Origin of the sequence: Paraburkholderia panacisoli (assembly GCF_008369935.1) — a bacterium.
In the GTDB taxonomy this organism is placed as follows: Bacteria; Pseudomonadota; Gammaproteobacteria; order Burkholderiales; family Burkholderiaceae; genus Paraburkholderia; species Paraburkholderia panacisoli.
This window is the reverse complement of sequence record NZ_VTUZ01000003.1, coordinates 18906-37338: the sequence shown is the minus strand read 5'-3', so window position 1 is coordinate 37338 and position 18433 is coordinate 18906. Positions and strand designations below refer to the sequence as shown.

At 57.7% G+C, this 18433-nt stretch carries 15 protein-coding genes and 1 pseudogene; 4 read left to right on the top strand and 12 right to left on the bottom strand.

What is annotated here, in order from left to right; genetic code table 11:
• Positions 1-19 precede the first annotated feature (19 nt).
• The 3 genes from FVF58_RS04920 to FVF58_RS04910 form a co-directional block, all read right to left on the bottom strand.
• The gene (locus FVF58_RS04920; protein WP_149668796.1) at positions 20-1429 is read right to left on the bottom strand and encodes an MmgE/PrpD family protein; all 1410 of its coding nucleotides are present in this window, start codon (positions 1427-1429) and stop codon (positions 20-22) included.
• A gap of 1003 nt (positions 1430-2432) precedes the next feature.
• Positions 2433-3458: an NAD(P)H-dependent flavin oxidoreductase gene (locus FVF58_RS04915; RefSeq protein ID WP_223191121.1), complete on the bottom strand. Its 1026-nt coding sequence runs from the start codon at positions 3456-3458 to the stop codon at positions 2433-2435.
• 195 nt (positions 3459-3653) lie between these two features.
• A complete protein-coding gene (locus FVF58_RS04910) occupies positions 3654-4571 on the bottom strand; it encodes a LysR family transcriptional regulator (RefSeq protein WP_149668795.1) in 918 nt (305 codons plus the stop codon).
• A 57-nt stretch (positions 4572-4628) separates the two neighbouring features.
• On the opposite strand from FVF58_RS04910, the gene FVF58_RS54650 reads away from it, so the two are divergent.
• Positions 4629-4796: a hypothetical protein gene (locus FVF58_RS54650; protein ID WP_188130712.1), complete on the top strand. Its 168-nt coding sequence runs from the start codon at positions 4629-4631 to the stop codon at positions 4794-4796.
• A gap of 101 nt (positions 4797-4897) precedes the next feature.
• Here FVF58_RS54650 and FVF58_RS04905 read toward each other — a convergent pair whose 3' ends face one another.
• Positions 4898-6409, bottom strand: a complete 1512-nt coding sequence (locus FVF58_RS04905) for a CoA-acylating methylmalonate-semialdehyde dehydrogenase (RefSeq protein ID WP_149668794.1) — start codon at positions 6407-6409, stop codon at positions 4898-4900.
• A gap of 142 nt (positions 6410-6551) precedes the next feature.
• Here FVF58_RS04905 and FVF58_RS04900 point away from each other — a divergent pair, with 142 nt between their 5' ends.
• Positions 6552-7457 carry a LysR family transcriptional regulator gene (locus FVF58_RS04900; protein ID WP_246216937.1) on the top strand — a complete coding sequence of 302 codons (906 nt, stop codon included), beginning with the start codon at positions 6552-6554 and terminating at the stop codon, positions 7455-7457.
• Positions 7458-7477: 20 nt separating this feature from the next.
• Here the strand turns inward: FVF58_RS04900 and FVF58_RS04895 are convergent, their stop codons facing one another.
• The 7 genes and pseudogenes from FVF58_RS04895 to FVF58_RS04860 form a co-directional block, all read right to left on the bottom strand.
• Positions 7478-8320 carry an oxidoreductase gene (locus tag FVF58_RS04895; protein WP_149669118.1) on the bottom strand — a complete coding sequence of 281 codons (843 nt, stop codon included), beginning with the start codon at positions 8318-8320 and terminating at the stop codon, positions 7478-7480.
• 136 nt (positions 8321-8456) lie between these two features.
• Positions 8457-8879, bottom strand: coding sequence for a VOC family protein (locus tag FVF58_RS04890; RefSeq protein WP_149668793.1), 423 nt, complete (start codon positions 8877-8879; stop codon positions 8457-8459).
• A gap of 152 nt (positions 8880-9031) precedes the next feature.
• A pseudogene (locus FVF58_RS04885) lies at positions 9032-9721 on the bottom strand (MFS transporter); the annotation flags it as partial.
• Positions 9722-9987: 266 nt separating this feature from the next.
• Entirely contained in the window at positions 9988-10872 is an 885-nt protein-coding gene (locus tag FVF58_RS04880; RefSeq protein WP_149668792.1) for a LysR substrate-binding domain-containing protein, read from the bottom strand.
• A 468-nt stretch (positions 10873-11340) separates the two neighbouring features.
• Positions 11341-12444 carry a mandelate racemase/muconate lactonizing enzyme family protein gene (locus FVF58_RS04870; RefSeq protein WP_149668791.1) on the bottom strand — a complete coding sequence of 368 codons (1104 nt, stop codon included), beginning with the start codon at positions 12442-12444 and terminating at the stop codon, positions 11341-11343.
• A 108-nt stretch (positions 12445-12552) separates the two neighbouring features.
• The gene (locus tag FVF58_RS04865) at positions 12553-13524 is read right to left on the bottom strand and encodes a ketopantoate reductase family protein (protein WP_246216936.1); all 972 of its coding nucleotides are present in this window, start codon (positions 13522-13524) and stop codon (positions 12553-12555) included.
• 94 nt (positions 13525-13618) lie between these two features.
• Positions 13619-14299 carry a FadR/GntR family transcriptional regulator gene (locus FVF58_RS04860; RefSeq protein ID WP_188130711.1) on the bottom strand — a complete coding sequence of 227 codons (681 nt, stop codon included), beginning with the start codon at positions 14297-14299 and terminating at the stop codon, positions 13619-13621.
• A gap of 178 nt (positions 14300-14477) precedes the next feature.
• Here FVF58_RS04860 and FVF58_RS04855 point away from each other — a divergent pair, with 178 nt between their 5' ends.
• Positions 14478-15593 (top strand): enolase C-terminal domain-like protein, encoded by a 1116-nt coding sequence (locus tag FVF58_RS04855; protein ID WP_246216935.1) that lies wholly within the window; start codon positions 14478-14480, stop codon positions 15591-15593.
• Between the two features lie 301 nt (positions 15594-15894).
• Positions 15895-17331: an MFS transporter gene (locus tag FVF58_RS04850; RefSeq protein WP_246216934.1), complete on the top strand. Its 1437-nt coding sequence runs from the start codon at positions 15895-15897 to the stop codon at positions 17329-17331.
• A 69-nt stretch (positions 17332-17400) separates the two neighbouring features.
• Here FVF58_RS04850 and FVF58_RS04845 read toward each other — a convergent pair whose 3' ends face one another.
• Entirely contained in the window at positions 17401-18414 is a 1014-nt protein-coding gene (locus FVF58_RS04845; RefSeq protein WP_149668789.1) for a D-cysteine desulfhydrase family protein, read from the bottom strand.
• Positions 18415-18433: the final 19 nt, after the last annotated feature.

The following is an 18433-nucleotide window of genomic DNA, read 5'->3' as shown; positions in this document are numbered from 1 at the left end:
TCCTAAATATCGTTATGGATTATTGAATCCCCGGATGCGTCACCGGGAATCGTGGCTCTGGACTTACTTTCACCAAGAGGTTCATTAACTCTTCGATCCGGTGTTCCTCCAGCTTCGAGACCAGATCGATGATCTGGTCTCGAAGCTCCTGCTCCGCGTATTGTTCGCTCAACCAGTTGAATTTCTCGACGGTACGTTCCCACGTAAAGGGGTTATCCAATCCGCCTTCGAAGCCCACATGCTCAGTAGCCAAAACCCGACCGTCCTTGCATTTGATCGTCACGCGAGTGTTTAGCGCGCGCGGGTATTGCGCCGAGAATTCGGCATCGGGTTTCACAGTCACTTTCTTGAGCAGTGCCTGTGCATCGGGAGCCTGTACGCGCTCAGGTTCGAGCTGAGCCGGGCCGACCTGATCATCGAGCAACGCAGCTGCAATCAGATACTTGAGGTTGTAGTCCGCCTGCTCTTTAGTCTGCGGGTTGTCTTTTGGGCCGAAGCTGCCGCCGCCGGCAATGTCGAATCCGGTCTGAAAGATGTCGCATTGGACTTCATCCACGTCATCGCTCGTCAAACCATGCTTGCGCTTTAACGCGAGCGTAGCCTCGAGGACGGGTTGACCATGGATGAGCGAACAGTATTTCTTCATGACGGTCTGGTGAACGACCTCGAGCCGCGGGTCTTCCCAATCGACTTCGAGCGGTTGGTCAAACATTCGCACCAGACCGTTAGGTCCCTCGAAAAGGCGAAGCGGACCTGTAAATCCACGCTTGGCAAGCGATGCTGAATAGACGGCCCTCATACCCGTGATGCCAGGAGAGAAGCCCTTCCACTGCGAAACCGGTTCGGAATGCACACACGTCAACGAAATGTTGTCGATCGTTGCAATTGCAATCGCGTTTGCGATCTGATCGGCATCGAGACCGAACAGCTTCCCCGACCCCGCAGCGGCGGACACCGCAAGCTGGATTGCGTGATTGAACCCTTTGGCCATAACAGGAACGATCGCCGTAATACGGCAGCCAATTTCATAGGAGATGGCCAACGCCAGCATGAATTCCTCGCCGCTCGCAGACGCATGTTCAGCAGCAGCCAGAATGGCCCCAAAGTTATCGCTCGGATGACAGAGCCCGCCGGGGGACATGTAGCTATCCAATAGGTCGACATACCGGACCAGACCGGAGTTATACAACGCCGCTTGATCGGGCGAAGTCTTCCCGCCACCGATCAATGAACACGTCCCCGAACCACGGTACTCATCGAACTGATCTCGAAGCGCCTTGAACGGCTTACCTGGCAGCGCCGCTATTGCGCAACCCAGGCTGTCCAGAATATTCCGCTTGAAAATTGCCCTTGCGCCAGGCGTGAGATGCTCTGCGCGCATGTCGTACGTAAAACGGCCGATACGCTGAGCAGTCGTAGGTGTACTCATTTGAAGTCTATTCCTCAAAACGATTCCGGATTGCCCCGAACAGCGGCCCAATTGGCGATTCGCATTCGTTTCTTCAAAATGATGCGCTTCGCCGTTCGGCCACGCCTCTATAGCTGCCGGGCCCTGATTCCCCTTCGCTACCTAACGAATTCGCCTCTTCAGCAGCGACTCTGGCACTTGGTATTTCCCCCGACGTCTACTTCCAATACGACATGGCGGTTCTTAATCCAGTAGTTCAAGTTCGCACCGTTTTAACCGAATATCAAGCGAAGGTATTACATAGGGGTATCTATCCCAGAGATAGCCCGGCCACTTCAGAACGCCGGACAATCCGGCCGCTGCGTCAGTGGAGCCGTTCATGGGATTCCACCTACGTGCTTTATGGTTACGCTGTTTCTCAATGGCCACCAACTTCCAGAATTATTTCCTCGCCGGGATCGAAAGATCTATCGCGATCGCAATCACAATCTCCCACCGCTCTGCCGGTTTCGGCGCGCAACGCCCACCGAAACCATACGTTCCAATCGAGCGATCAATTGCATAGGGATATTTTGCGTTGGCTTGATACCGCAGCAATATAGGCTTCATCAACGAAGCCTCATGACCGGCGGCCACGCGGGACGAGGCAAACGCAGCGTCCGGTTTAAGATTCCCGCCGTGCGATGCTGAACCGAAGGTCCAGCATCGCACTTACTGACTCCTGCCGACGAGCCTTCTGAAGGCCTTGACGCGCACTAAGGTCTACTTGCTCATTGCCGACCAGGCCCAGCCTGCGAACCTCGATCCAAGCCTGGTTGTGAAGTATGCTGACAGGGGTTTTGCATATTCCGGACTTAACCACCACCCGTGGCGAGGTACTACCCACATCCAATGGGGCACTCGAACCCACGCTAACCGCGAGTAGCCGGGCGGTGATTGAACCCGTCCTAACCGTGGTTGCGTGCGCCAGTTGCTGTTGCATAGCGATATCCGTATTGCGCTATGTGCACACAATCGATCTCGTTCAGTACGGGTTGCCACTGCACTCCGATAGCGATTGCGCTGCAGAGGTCAGCGTACGATTTTTCGCGTAAAGCGAGTAGCCAAGTATCGCATCCATTTCTCTGACGATATCTCCGACTATCAATCTGGCCGGCGACACCTCGTGGACCAAGGCAGCAGATTCGCCCGCGATCACGGCAGCGGTGTCGTAGTCGTGTTTTTCACGAGCGCTTGAATACCTCGTCCGCTCTGCATGTAGATGCTGAAACAGTTCGCGTTCGCGGCCAACCCACTTTTCGGAGAACTGGTTTCGCAGCACCCGGCCCGTGTATGGCGCCGGCCAAACGTTATCGCGCGCGATATCAAACAAAATGCCGCGGATGGTTTGCTCGCCGCCCGTACACTCGACAATCCGCCGTTTCGCATCATCGTGCCCAATCGCTTCGGGGCTTGCATGCATGCGGGTTCCCAATACAATGCCCGCCGCGCCAAGCGCAAGAGACGCTGCAAACCCTCTGCCGTCGGCAATGCCTCCAGCGGCAACCACCGGTACCTTTTCACCCACTGCGTCAACGACAGCTGGAACCAGTGAGATCGTGCCGCATGACACGCCATGGCCGCCGCCTTCAGCACCTTGAGCGACGATGATATCCGCGCCCTGGCTAACCGCCTCACGTGCCATCGCAACAGTCTGGACCTGGCAGATCGCGAGAACTCCTGCCTTCTTCGTTCGCTCGATGTGTTTGCTTGCGTCACCGAACGAAAACATGATTGCAACTGGCGAATGTTCAATGCAGACATCAATAAGATGCGGCTGCCTGGACAGACTCCATGTAATGAAACCCACTCCGATTCGAGCCCCGTGTGCCGCGGCAAACTGCTCTCGCAGCCACATCTCGTCGCCGTACCCGCCGCCTATTATTCCGAACCCACCAGCGTCACTGACCGCTGCAGCAAGCCTGCCGCCGGCCACCAGGTCCATCGGTGCAAGCAGTACCGGATGATCAATACCAAGTATCGTTTTGAGTTGCTCGTATCGCTCAAACACTTTTGTCTCCTCGTTTCTTCCTCAACGAATCAGTCTCGCCTGCATCCGCAGGTGTAATACTGCTACTCAGATCACAGCATCTGAAACGAATTGTTTTGATACCAGCGATCTCTCAAGCAGATAGGGCACAGTGAATGTGCACGAATGTGGGTCCTTCAGATGGAAAAAACTCGAAATCCACGCGAAGCGTGTTCATCAGTCGTTGATGCCGCCGGGCCGGGAGTACGTCGAGGCCTGAAGAAATTGAAGCAATTCTTTGTAAGCGTTGCTCTCATAGTCCGATTGGGCGATCAGGTATGTATCGATCGTGGCGATTTTCTGCGTACAAGTATCCATCGGAACACGCTGCAAATTGAGAATCGACCTCGGGCACAGGGCGAAACACGAACCCGCGGCAACGCTAGCTAGAATGGCATGATACGAAACAAGCTCTGTGACCTGCCAGTCACCGTCCGCCTCGAGACTGGCGATGCCCAACCATTGTTCGAGTACGTTCCGATAGGCGCAACCATCGGAAAAGGCAGCCAGCGTCTTAAGCCTGAGCTCCGCAGGCTTGCTTACCGCTGGATGGTTGGGCGGCAGGATGAGCAGCAGATCTTCCTGGTATGCGCGCGTTGCGCGTAGTCCGCGCGCGGCGAACTTTGGCCGCGGGTCACGCGTGCCCAGAAAACTGCTATCCGCAACAAAACCGCAGTCGAGATGTCCTTTCTCCACATCTTCGACAAGTGAGCGCGACGTACCAATCGAAATCTCCAGCTCCACCAGCGGCCACCTGCTATGGTACTTCGAGAGCAGGGCCGGAAGGCGCGCGGCTGCAGTGCTTTCCATTGCGCCAATGCTCAATCGTCCGGGCTGCTGTTCCGGATTCATCGCAAGCCTCGCTTCTTCTGCGAGGAACAGGAGCCGTTGCGCATAGTCGAGCATCGTTCGGCCACTTGGCGTCAAGCTCATCCGCTTTCCACTTCTTGAGAAAAGCTGGACCTGCAGTTCCTCTTCAAGCTGTTGTACGCGCATCGTTACATTGGACTGAACACAGGCCAAATGGCGAGCCGCTCGGGTCACACTTTGCTCGGTAGCGACGGCACAGAATATTTCTAGCGATGAGAAATTCATTTCGCCCCCAGTTTGATTCTCGCTCGGGAATGCAGCCACCACGAGTGTTCAGTTTGGGTGAACACGCCGTCAACCAGCGGGCGGGAAAAGCACTTTTTCCACAGGGGCAATACTTTCAGCATCGATCTTGAGCGGCGGCCTTTGCATGACTTCATTGCGGTTCGCGCCAGTGACAATCACCGCGACCGGGATACCCTGCGTTTCGACGACGAGATAATGTTTTGAAACATGTCGAGCGCGATGTGTAGGATCGGGGCTTGTTTTCGACCTGTCAGACGCCGCACCATGCTATGCGCGGCGTCCGATCACTTGTCGAACCAGCTCGCTTACTTCGCGGTGGGCATTGCAAATTCAGCGCCCTTTTCCGTGCTTTCCGGCCAGCGTTGCATGATCGACTTCTGCTTCGAATAGAACCGGACACCTTCTTCCCCGTATGCATGCGTGTCACCGAACAGGCTGCGCTTCCAGCCGCCGAAACCATGCCAGGCCATCGGGACCGGAATAGGGACGTTGATTCCGACCATACCGACTTCGATACGTCGTCCGAATTCGCGAGCGATGTGCCCGTCCCGCGTGTAGCACGCCACGCCATTGCCAAACTCATGCGCGTTGATCAAATCGACCGCTTCCGAGAAGTCCTTTACACGGACGCAGGCAAGCACGGGGCCAAAAATTTCTTCCTTGTAGATTCTCATCTGCGGCGTGACGTTGTCGAACAGCGTACCGCCCGTGAAGAAACCGCCCTCAAACCCGTCTACCTTAAGGCCGCGGCCGTCGACGACCAACTTCGCTCCTTCGTCGATGCCAATCGCGATGTAGCCTTCGATGCGTTCGAGCGCCTGTTGCGTAACGATAGGCCCCATTTCCGCGTCGGGCTCCATGCCGTTTTTGACAATGAGATTGCGCGCACGCTCGGCAAGCCTGGGAATAATTTTGTCAGCAACATCGCCTACGAGAACAGCCACCGAAATAGCCATGCAACGCTCGCCAGCGGACCCGTATCCAGCGCCAACCAGCGCATCCACAGCCTGATTGATGTCGGCGTCGGGCATCACTACCATATGATTTTTGGCCCCGCCCAGCGCCTGCACGCGCTTGCCGTTCCTTGCGCCGGTCGCGTAGATGTAGTTGGCGATCGGCGTCGATCCGACAAAGCTCACCGCCTTCACATCCGGGTGCGCCAGCAACGCATCGACAGCGACCTTGTCACCCTGAACCACGTTGAAAATACCGTCGGGCAGGCCGGCCTCCTTCATCAGTCTTGCCATGAACAACGACGCAGACGGGTCTCGCTCGCTTGGCTTTAGAATGAATGCGTTGCCCGCCGCAATCGCAACAGGGAACATCCAGCAAGGCACCATGCACGGGAAGTTGAACGGTGTAATGCCTGCGACAACGCCGAGCGCCTGACGCGTTGTCCAGTTATCCATGCCGGTTGAAACCTGCTCCGTATAGTCCCCCTTAAGCAGTTGCGGAATGCCGCAGGCGAATTCGATGACATCGATACCGCGCGCTACCTCGCCTTGAGCATCAGAGAAGACCTTTCCGTGTTCGGCTGTAATGATGGCAGCCAATTCATCGCGATGCCTGTTCATCAACTCAAGAAACCGCAACATGACGCGGGCTCGGCGGATCGGCGGCGTATTGCTCCACTTCGGAAATGCAGCCGTGGCACTTGCCACAGCGGCTTCAACATCTGCGATCTCGCCCAGCAGAAGTTGGCGTGGCCGTTGACCAGTTGCAGGATTGAAAATCGCCTGGGTACGTGTTCCTGACCCGCGTACTCGCTCGCCATGAATGAAATGGGTGACGTCGGCTGTGTCATTGAAGGCTTGCATCTCGACTCCTTGGTTGATGGGTGGTGCATGAAGTTTAGGAGTGTCCATTGAGTCTGCAAAGACGCTAAGATTGAAATGATTGTTTTCGATGGTGAACAAAGAGCATATGGACCCGCAAAAAGTTGAAGGCCTTTGAACTCATTTGCACTGGCTGACAGTTCTTGCAGAACAAGGCACGTATACTGCGGCGGCCGCACGCCTTGGAGTGAGCAAAGCCGCAATGAGCCAGCGCATTGCAGAACTGGAGCGAGCCTCGGGTATCGCGCAGGTGCAACGTACCACCCGCAGCGTACGACTCACCGAAGCCGGACAACGGCTCGTCGACAACACTCGTCTGGAGTTCGAGCACATTGCGACGAGTTTCGCGACGGTACGGGAAATGGCGGGCGTTGCGCGCGGGTTGATCCGGGTAACCGCACCGGTGGCGTTCACGCGGCAGCAGTTGGTGCCGAAAATGTCTGCGTTTCTGCGGGCGAATCCCGAGGTGCGAGTACAACTTGAGGCGTCTGACCGTCTGACCTCGATTGCCACCGAAGGCTTCGATCTTGCCATCAGGCATAGCGCCCAGGTTCCTGAAACTCACGTCGCATGGAAGCTGTGCGGGACGCAATCCGTGGTCGTCGCGACATCCGCATACCTGAAGCGCCGGGGCCAGCCTGAATCACCAACGGATCTCTCCGCTCACGATTGCCTGCTCTACCCTCGTGCATCAGGGTCCGGAATCTGGTCGTTCGAACGCAGAACAGCGCGACGTACGCACTCGGCTGCTCTGATGATCACGGTAAACGGCCCTCTTTCCGCTAACAATAGCGAAGCATTGAGAGACGCCGCCCTTGACGATCTGGGCATCGCGCTGCTGCCAGATTTCACGGCACACGCAGCGATACAATCAGGAAAACTGATTGTTCTCCTGCCCGACTGGCGACCAATAGGCACCTTTGCCGAGCAACTTTATGTGGTCCGGCCATACACCCCACACGTACCACGCGCTGTCGAACTGTTTGTCACCTACCTTAGGAAAACATTCGCTGAAGGATTTCCTCCATAGCGCCCCGTCACGCTATGTTTTCACGAGAATCCAGTCGATTTCGAAACGGATTCCCAAGCGTCGATTTCGCGACTCAGTGCCGATATTTTGGCCCGCACCACGCTTAAAGCATCATCGCCCAGCACGAGGTGAACCGGTGGGTCAGCCTCGTCGATCAGGTCCAGCAGGATCTCCGCCACCTTTGCCGGATTCCCAGGCTGCTTCCCATCCTTCGCCATACGGGCGCGGCGGATCGGCGCAAACACCGGATCGTAGTCTTCGATGTTGTGCTCCGTGCGCACCATCGATCTGCCCGCCCAATCTGTTCGAAACGCGCCCGGCGCAACAGCCGACACCTTGATACCGAAACCGCGCACTTCCTGTTCCAGCGCTTCTGATATCCCTTCAAGTGCGAACTTGCTACCGCAGTAGTATGAGATGCCAGGAAATGTAACTAGCCCCGCCATCGACGTAATATTGATGATGTGACCGGTGCGTCGTATTCGCATCGACGGGAGCACGGCCTTCATCATGGCAACTGCGCCGAACACGTTCACATCAAACTGACGACGCAGTTCCTCCAGCGGTGATTCCTCGAGGATTCCTTCATGACCGTATCCTGCGCTATTCACGAGCACGTCGATTGGGCCAACGCGCTCGGTGACTTCCTGAATCGTTGCGTCGATTGAATCGAAATCGGATACGTCGAGAAGCACGCCGTGAGCGCGGTGCGCGTGCAATCCCTCAAGCTCAGCTTTCGCAGAATCGCTTCTTACAGTGCCAATCACCGTGTTGCCGGCGATCAATGCTGCTTCCGCCAAAGCACGACCGAAACCGGAGCTCGCGCCGGTAATCAAAAAGATCCGCTGTGCGGATTTGCTCATGATCGAAACCTCGCCTTGGGTAATCTTCAAACTGCCGGATCCAGCAGCTGCCGTGGTAAAAAATCGGGTGTCAGATGCAATGATGTCGTCCGCACCAAGCGCTACCTGAATCACTTCATCCGTGGCTCGACACGATTCAAGCAGGCTGACCTCGCGGATCAAAATCGAACTCAAGTCTGGTGCCGCCCGGCTCGTACACCATCGTGTGACGCTTGGGTCCTTCACCCATGTTCTCCGGTGCGAACTCAACCACCACCCCTGGCCATCCGGAGACTCGCGCGAAGATTGCGTCGAGAGCCTCTTGACTGCCAACCCGCAGCGCGAGGTGATGTCGACCTACATTCGTCTTGCGGTCGAAGTCCACACGATTCGCCCGATCCTTGACCTCCCAGAGTGTCAGCGTGACTTGTCCGTCGGACACAAAAGCCGCCGGATAGGTGGGCTTCCCCCCAACCTGTGTCCAGCCGAGGACATTGATGAAAAAGTCCCGGGTGACGCTCAGATTGCGGACCGTCAGACCAACGTGGTCGATGCCAAGTGTTAGAGGTGCGTCAGTCATTCCCACACTCCGCTTGTACCTTCGGATTGTTGAAGTACCGCGTAGAAAGCAGCTTAGCAACGTTTCCAGAACGCGAAAGCGGTTTGTGACGATAGGGGTATCCGGAAAATAGATACCCTCGACGCGAACGTCGATCAGCCACGACATCGCGCTCAACGATTTTTTGCCCAACCGTCCAGCGCCCCACATCCGATCAGCAACGCACCGGTAACGAAGAAGACTGAGCGCATGCCTAAGTGAACGCCAATCAGATCAACAATCAGCGGACCGACAACCTGCCCTGCGTACTGAGCCGACTGTAGGTAACCGAGCATCTTTCCAGACTTTCGTTCGTCAACTGCATGTCGGACGAACTTCGCAATTGCAGAGAGCAAACCGGAGAGCGTCATGCCCATCAAACCATGCAACACGGCAAGCCCACCAGCTCGTCACGAAAGCTTGCGGAATCATCATCAGCCCTGTGGCAACCAGGCAACCGATAATCACGTTCCATCCGCCAATCCGGTCCGCCAGGGCCCCGAGCCGCGCGGCCGTCAGCATGCTGCCAAACGCCGAACACGCCATGACAATCCCGGCCACCGCCCCGCAGCCCGGACTGGCATGGGTTTGCGTCCAAACCGGTCAGCCGGTCGCCCCCAGATTGAAGCGGTCAACGCTGTTCCAAGGAACGTTACGCCAAACGCGACTCCAGACCATTGCACCACCGCTGAACTGGAAGTCACGCCCAATTGCTGGATGTACAGCGGCAGAAACGGCAGCAACATGCTCAGGCGACGAGTGTCGTGAACGCCCCGAATACACAGACATAGGTTTCTTCGCCAATAAAATGTATTGCGCGCGGCTTACGTGGCCTTCTCGACCGACGGGGAGGAAGCAGGAAGTGCGCTTACGGAATCGTCCATCGCGACTAACCGTGCAATCTGTATTAACCTGGACCGAGTATCGAGTCCGAGAGGCTCCAAACGGACGCTACTTTGCTCCATGTATGGAAAAGGTATGTTGCCTTCTCGTTCCGGGGATTGAACTTGAAAGATAGTTTCCTGACGGTAAAGCGAATTGCCCACGGGCAATGAATCACCCATTGGCAGGCGAGGTCGTACGTTGTCCGCTACGCCGCCGCCATCAAAGGTCCGAACTCCGAACGCGAGACTTCGACGAAAGCGCGCATGGCGTTCGAAATATAAGCGTCATGCCGTCGAACAAAAATCGTCTCGACACGTGCTTTCTCAGGCGAGATCTCATGGATGGCAATGAGTTCCTGCTGCGCCGCCGCCGTGACCACGCCCCGTGGCAACAACGTGATCCCAATACCGGCCGCCACACACGCTATGATTGCGTCCAGCGAGCCGAACTCGAGCGTCGTCACGAGGATCCCCCTCTCCACAAGCAGCGCTTCCAGCTGCTGCCGATACGAGCACCCCACGCGGAACACTATCGTCTTCAGGTGCGGGATCGACGTCAAAGACTCCAGCGAGTGTATGGTGCGAGGAGTTACCAGCACCAGTTCTTCACGGAAAATGGTCTCGCTGTGAAGCTCCGGGTGGTCAAGCGGACCTGCTATGAAGGCCCCATCCAGACGACATTCCGCGACATCCACCGCGAGGCTGCAGCTTGTTCCAGTTGTCAGCGACAGTCTGACCTGCGGATACATCCGCGCGAAGTTGCTTACTATCGGCGAGAGCCGCAGGGCCGCTGCGGTTTCCATGGTTCCGAGTACCAGGGAACCACGTGGCGGACCGTCGTCCATCGCCGCCACGCGGGCGTCTGCGACGAGTTTGCCAATTCGCGCCGCGTAGGGAAGCATGCGCTGACCCGCCGGGGTCATGCTCACACCCCGGACATGCCGCTGAAAGAGCGCAACACCAACCTCTCTTTCCAGTGAACGGATTCTGGCCGTTACGTTGGACTGAACAGTATGCAGCTCTACGGCCGCCCTGTTCATGCTCCCGTGGCGAGCGACCGCTTCAAATGCCTTGAGATCGGCAACATCCATAACACTGTCCTATCAAAAAGGCGCCTGTTCAGGCGGTAGCCCAAGCGCGGCGAACTCCGCCTGCTCAGCCTTGCGAGCGAGTGGAATCTGATCACGCATGGTTGGCACATCGCCGGGATATGACTCGATTGCGAACGTTCGCGTTCGGAATGCACCCGATTCTGGACGACCTTCGGCGTGAAATGATTGCAGTGCGCGGCAATTCAATTGTTCCTGCATGTCACGCATGCATCAGCGCTGTGAATGTATTGCGCGGCGTATGGAAACTTGTTGGACATTTGGACAAACACTCAGGCCGATCCAATTGGTCGGGTTGGTCGGTACGCCGCGCCTGGCATTGTATTGGCAAGCAAAGAATGAGGAATCCTGATGATTTGGCCCGGACATGCCCGGTTGCTGCCACGCGATCGCGACATCGCGTTCCGCAATCGGTACATCCAGAATAGGCGCGAGCCAAACACGCCCCTTTTACGCCACACGATATTCGCGGATGACGTCGGGATTCGGTTCAAGGCCCAGACCAGGACGTTGCGAGACCGCGATCGCCCCGTCCCGCGGGACGATAGCGCCACTGTAGAGCTGTGCCTCCAGGTCCAGGCGTCGCCATTCAACCAGGGCGTCTGCGCCGCCCAGTGCCGCGCTCGCATGCACGCTCGCGAGCAACCCCGGGCCGTCATAAAAGGAATGGACCGCCACTTCAACATTGTTGGCATTCGCCATAGCAAATACCTTCCTCAATTCCGTGATGCCCCCCATTTTGGCTGGGCTTGGCTGAATGAAATCGACCGCTTTCGCCTCTAGCAGGTGCTGAAAATCCATTAGCGTCGATGCGTTCTCGCCGGCGGCAATCGGAATGCCTCCTTCTCGGCGCACCTGCGCGAGCCCCGAATAGTTTTCAGGCGGCCAGACAGGTTCTTCGAGCCAACGGAGATTGAATTCCCGCAGCCTGTTCGTCATGTCGAGTCCTTCGCGCACGGACCAAGCACAATTGACGTCGACGGTGATCTCTATGTCATCGCCCGCTGCTTCACGAGCAGCACGGATGCAGTCGATATTGACTTCGTGCAGTTTGATATGGCGAAAGCCATTCTTCAGCGCACGCTCAACGTGTTCTTTCACCAGCGCGGGGTCGGAATACCGGACCAGGCTGGCGTAGCACCGCAGCGACGTCGCGTCGGTGCCGCCGAGCAGTGCGTGCACTGGCTGGTTCGCCACCTTGCCCGCGATATCCCAAAGCGCGATATCGATCGCGGACAGTCCGAAGATAATAGCCCCGCCGCGCCCGAAGATATGAAACTGCCTCTGCAGGTCGCGCATCAGCTTTTCCAGCAGTGCCGCATCGCGACCCACCAGCGCGGGCGCCAGGATCGAATCGATCGCGGCCCTGGCAGCTGGAATGCCTGCGAAACCGAACGTTTCGCCCCAGCCAACTACCCCCGAATCCGTTACAACTTTGACAATCAGCGAATCGACTGTGGGCAGTCCTTTCCCGCCCCACGATCCGATTTCCAGCCGGCCCTCGCCGGCAAGCGGAATCCGCAGTTGAATCGGCTCAACGCTGGCGATCTTCACGATGTTCGTGTCCTCATGTTATCGACGGGCTGCCGCCCGAACTACGGCGAAGCCGGGGCGCCGCTCAATAGGGTGTCTTACGGCCTTGCCTTGCTCGTCCCGCCTATGTCAGGCCTTCGCATGACCACTGACGTACGGCGACAACGCATTGGTGATCAAGGTGTTGACGGGCACGGGAACATCGACCTCCCGGGCCAGCGACACCACGCCGCCACCGAGCCAGGGCAGCTCAAGCCGGTTGCCCTTTTCCAGGTCGTGGAACATCGAAGAGGTCATCGTGTAGGGAAGGTTGTCGACCAGTTCCATGCATTGGTCAGCATAGTCTTCTGGCAACGAAACACCCTGAGCGCGCCCCACCAGCACACCCTCCGCGATAACGGAGCGAAGCACACCCCGGCTGCCTTCGCTTTCGCGAATCGGCCCGATTGTCAGGTGAGTGAGGCAGGTCATGGAGGACAGTCCGACCAGGAAGACGTATTTCTCCCACAGCACTCGCGCGATATTGTCGGACAGGCTCGCCTCGACTCCGGCGTCGGCGAAGCTGCGCACCAGTTCCTCCGTGCGCGCACGCTTCTGGCCGTCGTATTCACCGAGCTTGATACGCTGCAGGGCGCCAACTTGCTTGATCACGCCAGGGCGGCCAATGGATGTCGCCACATAACCCACGCCGCCGATGACGCTCTCCTCGCCAAACTCGCGGCGCAAGACGTAGTCCTTGATCACTCCGTTCTGCAACGAGAGCACCGCGGTGTTCGGGCCGGCGATCTTTTTGAGGTCGCGCGCAATATCCTCCAGGTCCCACATTTTGACCGCGATGATGATCAGGTCGGGTTGGTCCAACGACAGAATGTCATCGGTCGCCTTCACTGTCGCAGAGGCGTTATTGCCAAGGTCGTTTTCAATGTGGAGCCCCGTTTCCTGCATAGCCTTCAGATGAGCGCCACGCGCCACGAATGTCACGTCGTGACCGGCTTGCACCAACTTCAGCCCATAAAACCCACCCACGCCACCTGAGCCAATCACTGCAATTTTCATCTTGTCGCCCTCCAAATTGGGTAGCCAATTAATCAATTGGTTCATTCTCCCTGAACCAATTTGGAGTGTCAAACAAAAAAATCGACTTGCTGGGTGGGACAGAGGGTGAAGCGCACGGGAGCCGCCGGCCCGCCGCCGATCACGGATGCAGCAAAGCCGAGTTGATGTATTGCAAGTGTTCACGTGCGGCACCGAACGCCGCCGCCGAATCGCGGCTGCGTATCGCGGCCAGTATCTTGTCGTGCTCCTTGCGCGAGGCAACACGGCGCTCGGCGGTCAGGAAGCGCTGGCGAATGCTGCCCCACTCTGCCTGCGCATCAGCCGTCAGGAAAGCTTCGTACGCGCTGATCAAGAGCGGGTTGTGCGTGGCCGTGGCAATCGCGCGGTGGAAGCCTTCGTCGGCCTCCTCGTACGCGTCGAAGTTGTCCGCATCGTGGTAGCGCCGCGCGCATTCGCCGAGCCGTTCCAGATCGAGCGTTGTGCAATTCATGGCCGCGAGGCTCGCGAGATTGGGCTCGAACGCGAAGCGGGCCTCGACGATCTGCTTCGGACTGACGTCGAGCGCTTCCGCTTGCGCGCGCGCCGGGCCTGCTCGTTTGGCCGCCTCTCCGGCGGCCTGCTTGACGAGATAAGTGCCACTGCCGACCTTGCGCATGACGCGGCCCTCGGTCTCCATGACGGACAGGGCTTTGCGAATCACGTTGCGCGACACCCCCAGCTGTTCCGCCAGGACGCGCTCGGTCGGCAGTTTCGCTCCGGCTGTCGTAACGGTGCCCAGCAGATGACTGCGTATCATTTCGACGCTTACATCATTCTTCACTTTGTGTGCGCTCCAAAGCGTGGATTGATCGACGGCCGTCTCCGAGTCAAGCAGGCCAGTCACATATTGCATTGGGTACCCAATTCCAGGGGAATCCCGAATTGGTTACATTTTTTGGTTACTATTTGGTTCAACATGGTTTATAACTCTACCACCGTGATCTACATGGAGAAATGACGTGACTGCTGGTTCCTCGTCTGGCGTTCAGCCTGTTTTGCATATCTCAGCCATCCGCACCCGTTATGTGAAAGTGCCCATGCGCTTTCCATTGGGCACCAGCGCCGCCAGAATGACAGCCGCGCCGTTGTTGCTAGTGGACCTTGAGACCAAGGAAGGGGTGGTGGGCCGTAGCTATCTCTTCTGTTACCGGGAAAGCGGGGCCAAGGGCATCGCGGAAGTCATGAAGGAGGCTGCGGGGCTGATCGACGGCATGCCGGTGGCGCCTGCCATGCTTGGCGAACTGCTTGGACGGCGCTACGCTCTGCTTGGCGTGACGGGCATAGTGCGGATGGCGCTCGCCGCTATCGACATTGCCTCGTGGGATGCGCTGGCGGTGGCGGCCAACATGCCGCTCGCCACGTTTTTGGGCGGAAGCCTGGAACCGATTCGTGCCTATAACAGCGACGGACTGGGAATGATGTCGGCGATGGAGGCCGCGCAAGAGGCCGTCAAATTGCTCGAACCCGGCTTCGACGCGGTGAAGCTGCGGCTTGGTCACCCCAATCCTGTCACCGATCTTGATGTGACAAAAGCCGTGCGCGCGGCGATCGGCGAAACCGTCGAGCTGATGGTGGACTATAACCAGGCGCTCACGGTGCCCGACGCGATCCGGCGCGGGCTCGACCTGCGGGATATGAACATCTATTGGCTGGAGGAGCAGATTCGTCACAACGATCTGCAAGGGTACGCGGCGATCGCGAGCGAACTGACTACCCCGATCCAGCTCGGCGAAAACCTCGATGGCCCGGAGGCCGCATACGACGCAGTGGCGGCGAAGGCCACTGACTATCTCATGCTGGACGTGGCGCGCATCGGTGGAGTGAGCGGATGGTTGCGTGGCGCCGCCATTGCAGCCGCGCGCGGTGTACCGGTGTCCTCGCATTTGTTCCCCGAAATCAGCGTGCATTTGCTTGCCGCAACACCCACTGTCCACTGGCTCGAATACACGAGCTGGGCCGATGCGATCCTAGAAGAGCCGTTGCAGGTTTCGAACGGATACATCACGCCGCCGAACAGGCCCGGTCTGGGCCTTCAGTGGTCGAAGGAAGGCGTCGAGCGCTGTCGCGCCGATTGAAGGGTGCGCTTGCCACCGGGCGGGATGGAGTCGGGTTTTCTCCCAGCCCTAGAACACCCGCTTCCAGCACAATTGATCATCGCCCCACCGGACCGGAGAATTCCGGCCGGCAGGTGCGGTTAGCGATAGCAGCGCGCTGTAGTTGAGCGGATTCTCGAGTGACGTTCGTGATTCAATCATTTTTCTGTTTTCGGCAATATATTAATTTGCATTCCTTAATACTAAATTGAACCGTTAATTTGATTCTGTTCACCTCAATCCACTCGATTCGCTTGTGAGGTGGCGTGGATGATGTCTCGTGATGTCGAACGGGCTGTACTTGCACATCGTGAATACCACGCCGGCAAAGCACCAGTGCGGCATCGACATTGAAAATGAGTCACCGGAGATAACTATGCATGACGAGAACCCCTTGGCGTCGGCGTCGCGAAAGATCAATCGACGTTACATTCCACTGCTTTTTGCATGTTTCGTCATAGCGTGGCTCGATCGCGTCAACATAGGTTTCGCCGCACTCACGATGAGTCGGGACCTTGGTCTGTCATCAACGGCCTTTGGGATTGGCGCGGGCATTTTCTTCGTGACTTACGTGATTCTCGAAGTGCCCGCTAACGTCATGCTCGAACGTTTCGGCGCACGACGCTGGTTCGCGTTGCTCATGCTCGGTTGGGGACTTGCGTCAGGCGCCATGATACTCGTGCAAGGAGAGAAATCCCTCTATGCGGCGCGTTTGATCCTGGGTGCCGCCGAGGCTGGTTTCGCTCCCGGGGTGTTTTATTATCTGTCTCTTTGGGTGCCGGCCGAAGCGCGCGGCCGCGTAATTGCCGGCTTCCTGGTGGCAATGCCGGTAGCCAGCGTGATCGGTGCCCCATTGTCGGGACTGCTCATGCAACTGGACGGCCTTGGGGGCTTGCACGGGTGGCAATGGATGTTTCTCATCGAGACACTACCGGCCCTTGCGCTCACGCCTTTCGTTCTCCGCATACTCTGCGACCGTCCTGAGCAAGCCACGTGGTTGACCGATGCGGAGCGGGACGCGTTGAGACGCAGTCTGGTTACCGATGCCCCAGTCGTTTCCTCGGGTCATGCTGGTGTATTGAGTACCATGCGAAACCCACTGGTGCTCGCCTTAGGCGTTGTCTATTTCGGTGTGGTCGGCCTTAACTACGAGTTGAGCTTCTTTTTGCCGCAGATCGTCCACCAGTTCGGCTTATCGATCGTCCAAACGGGGTTCGTGGCAGCGATTCCGTTTTTTGCAGCCGGCATCGGCATGATCTGGTGGGGGCGCAGGTCGGACCGACTAGGCGAGCGTCGCTTTCACCTGGTCATCCCGTTGATACTGGCCGTAGCAGGATTGGCCGGCTCCACCGTCACGGATCTGCCCGTGCTTCGCCTGGTGCTGCTCTGCGCTGCCGCCTTCGGGGTGTTTTCCTCACTGCCGATTTTCTGGACGTTACCGGCGGCTCTCTTTCCCCTCAGTGGGGTGGCAGCGGGTATTGCGGTCGTAAATTCGGTAGGTAGCCTGTCGGGACTCGTCGACTCATACGCCATCGGCGCAATCAAGGATGCGACCGGCTCCTTTGTAGGTGGAATGCAGCTCGTTGCTGGCTTCGGCGCCATTGCAATCTGCATACTGTTTCTCATCACGCGCCATACCGCATGGGCTGCAAAGGGAAATACACAGACGAAGCGCGCCACGCGGTCGGAGGCTGCACCGGAAATTCCGACAGGTCGATAAGTGAAACGGCTGGGGCCTGGATCGATGCCAGGCACGCCCCGGCCGAACCAGGGACCGATAGTTCCCCAGTCACTCAAACGCGGTGCGATAGGCAAACAACGAAGGGGTACCGCCGCTCATGAGAAACAGAACTTTTTGTCCCGCGCCGAATTTTCCACTTTCGACACTCTGAATCAGGCCCGCGAACGCTTTGCCACTATACACCGGGTCGAGTAGCAGACCTTCCTGGCTGGCCAGAAGAGTAACTGCCTGGCGCATTGAACTGGTAGGCAACCCGTAGCCACTGCCGAGCTGGTCACCATGGAGGACAACGTCGTCGCCGGAAACTGTGAGACCGGAATCGATCAGGTCCAGCGTCTGCTGAACCTTTTCGCAGGTGATGGCATAGGCTTTTTCGAGCGGCGCAAGAACCGTATACCCCACCACTTTCGTTGGCGACACGCCAGCAGCGATCGCTCCGGCTACAAGCCCCGCCTGCATGCCGCCGCTGCCATTTGCAACAACAATGTGGTCGAAGGCAATACCTGATTCTCTCGACTGCTCGAAAATCTCAAGTGCACAGGAGACATAGCCCAGACAGCCGACCGGGCTCGATCCACCCAGAGGACACACATAGACTTTTCGTCCCTCGCTGCGCAACGTTGCGGCGCGCTCTTCCGCAACCTGCAGTGCGCTCACGTTCCCTGGAATGTCATGAATGACTGCACCAAAGAGGCGGTCTAGCACCACATTGCCATTTTCGACGTAATCGTCGTCTTCGATCGGAACCAGCCTTGAGAGCACCAGTTCACACTTCATTCCAAAGCGCGCAGCCGCCGCTGCCGTCAACCGGGCATGGTTCGATTGTCGGCCGCCGACCGTGATGATCGTGTCGGCGCCGCCAGCCTGCGCTTCACCGATCAGAAACTCGAGTTTGCGCAGCTTGTTGCCCCCGCCCCCCAGGCCATCAACGTCTTCCCGTTTGACATAGATGTCGGCACCGCCCAGGTGCCGGCTCAACCTGGGCAGCGCCAGAATCGGTGAAGGTCCGTCGCGCAATTGCGCTTTGGAAAACCGGGAAAGGTCTGGTACTCGGAATGTCATTTAATCGCCCCACAAGTTG

Bases quoted from the DNA above. Each gene is read 5' to 3' on its own strand.
- FVF58_RS04920 (WP_149668796.1), bottom strand. From the start codon at position 1,429: ATGAGTACACCTACGACTGCTCAGCGTATCGGCCGTTTTACGTACGAC.
- FVF58_RS04910 (WP_149668795.1), bottom strand. From the start codon at position 4,571: ATGAATTTCTCATCGCTAGAAATATTCTGTGCCGTCGCTACCGAGCAA.
- FVF58_RS04905 (WP_149668794.1), bottom strand. From the start codon at position 6,409: ATGCAAGCCTTCAATGACACAGCCGACGTCACCCATTTCATTCATGGC.
- FVF58_RS04895 (WP_149669118.1), bottom strand. From the start codon at position 8,320: ATGAGCAAATCCGCACAGCGGATCTTTTTGATTACCGGCGCGAGCTCC.
- FVF58_RS04890 (WP_149668793.1), bottom strand. From the start codon at position 8,879: ATGACTGACGCACCTCTAACACTTGGCATCGACCACGTTGGTCTGACG.
- FVF58_RS04880 (WP_149668792.1), bottom strand. From the start codon at position 10,872: ATGGATGTTGCCGATCTCAAGGCATTTGAAGCGGTCGCTCGCCACGGG.
- FVF58_RS04865 (WP_246216936.1), bottom strand. From the start codon at position 13,524: ATGAACCAATTGATTAATTGGCTACCCAATTTGGAGGGCGACAAGATG.
- FVF58_RS04850 (WP_246216934.1), top strand. From the start codon at position 15,895: ATGTCGAACGGGCTGTACTTGCACATCGTGAATACCACGCCGGCAAAG.
- FVF58_RS04845 (WP_149668789.1), bottom strand. From the start codon at position 18,414: ATGACATTCCGAGTACCAGACCTTTCCCGGTTTTCCAAAGCGCAATTG.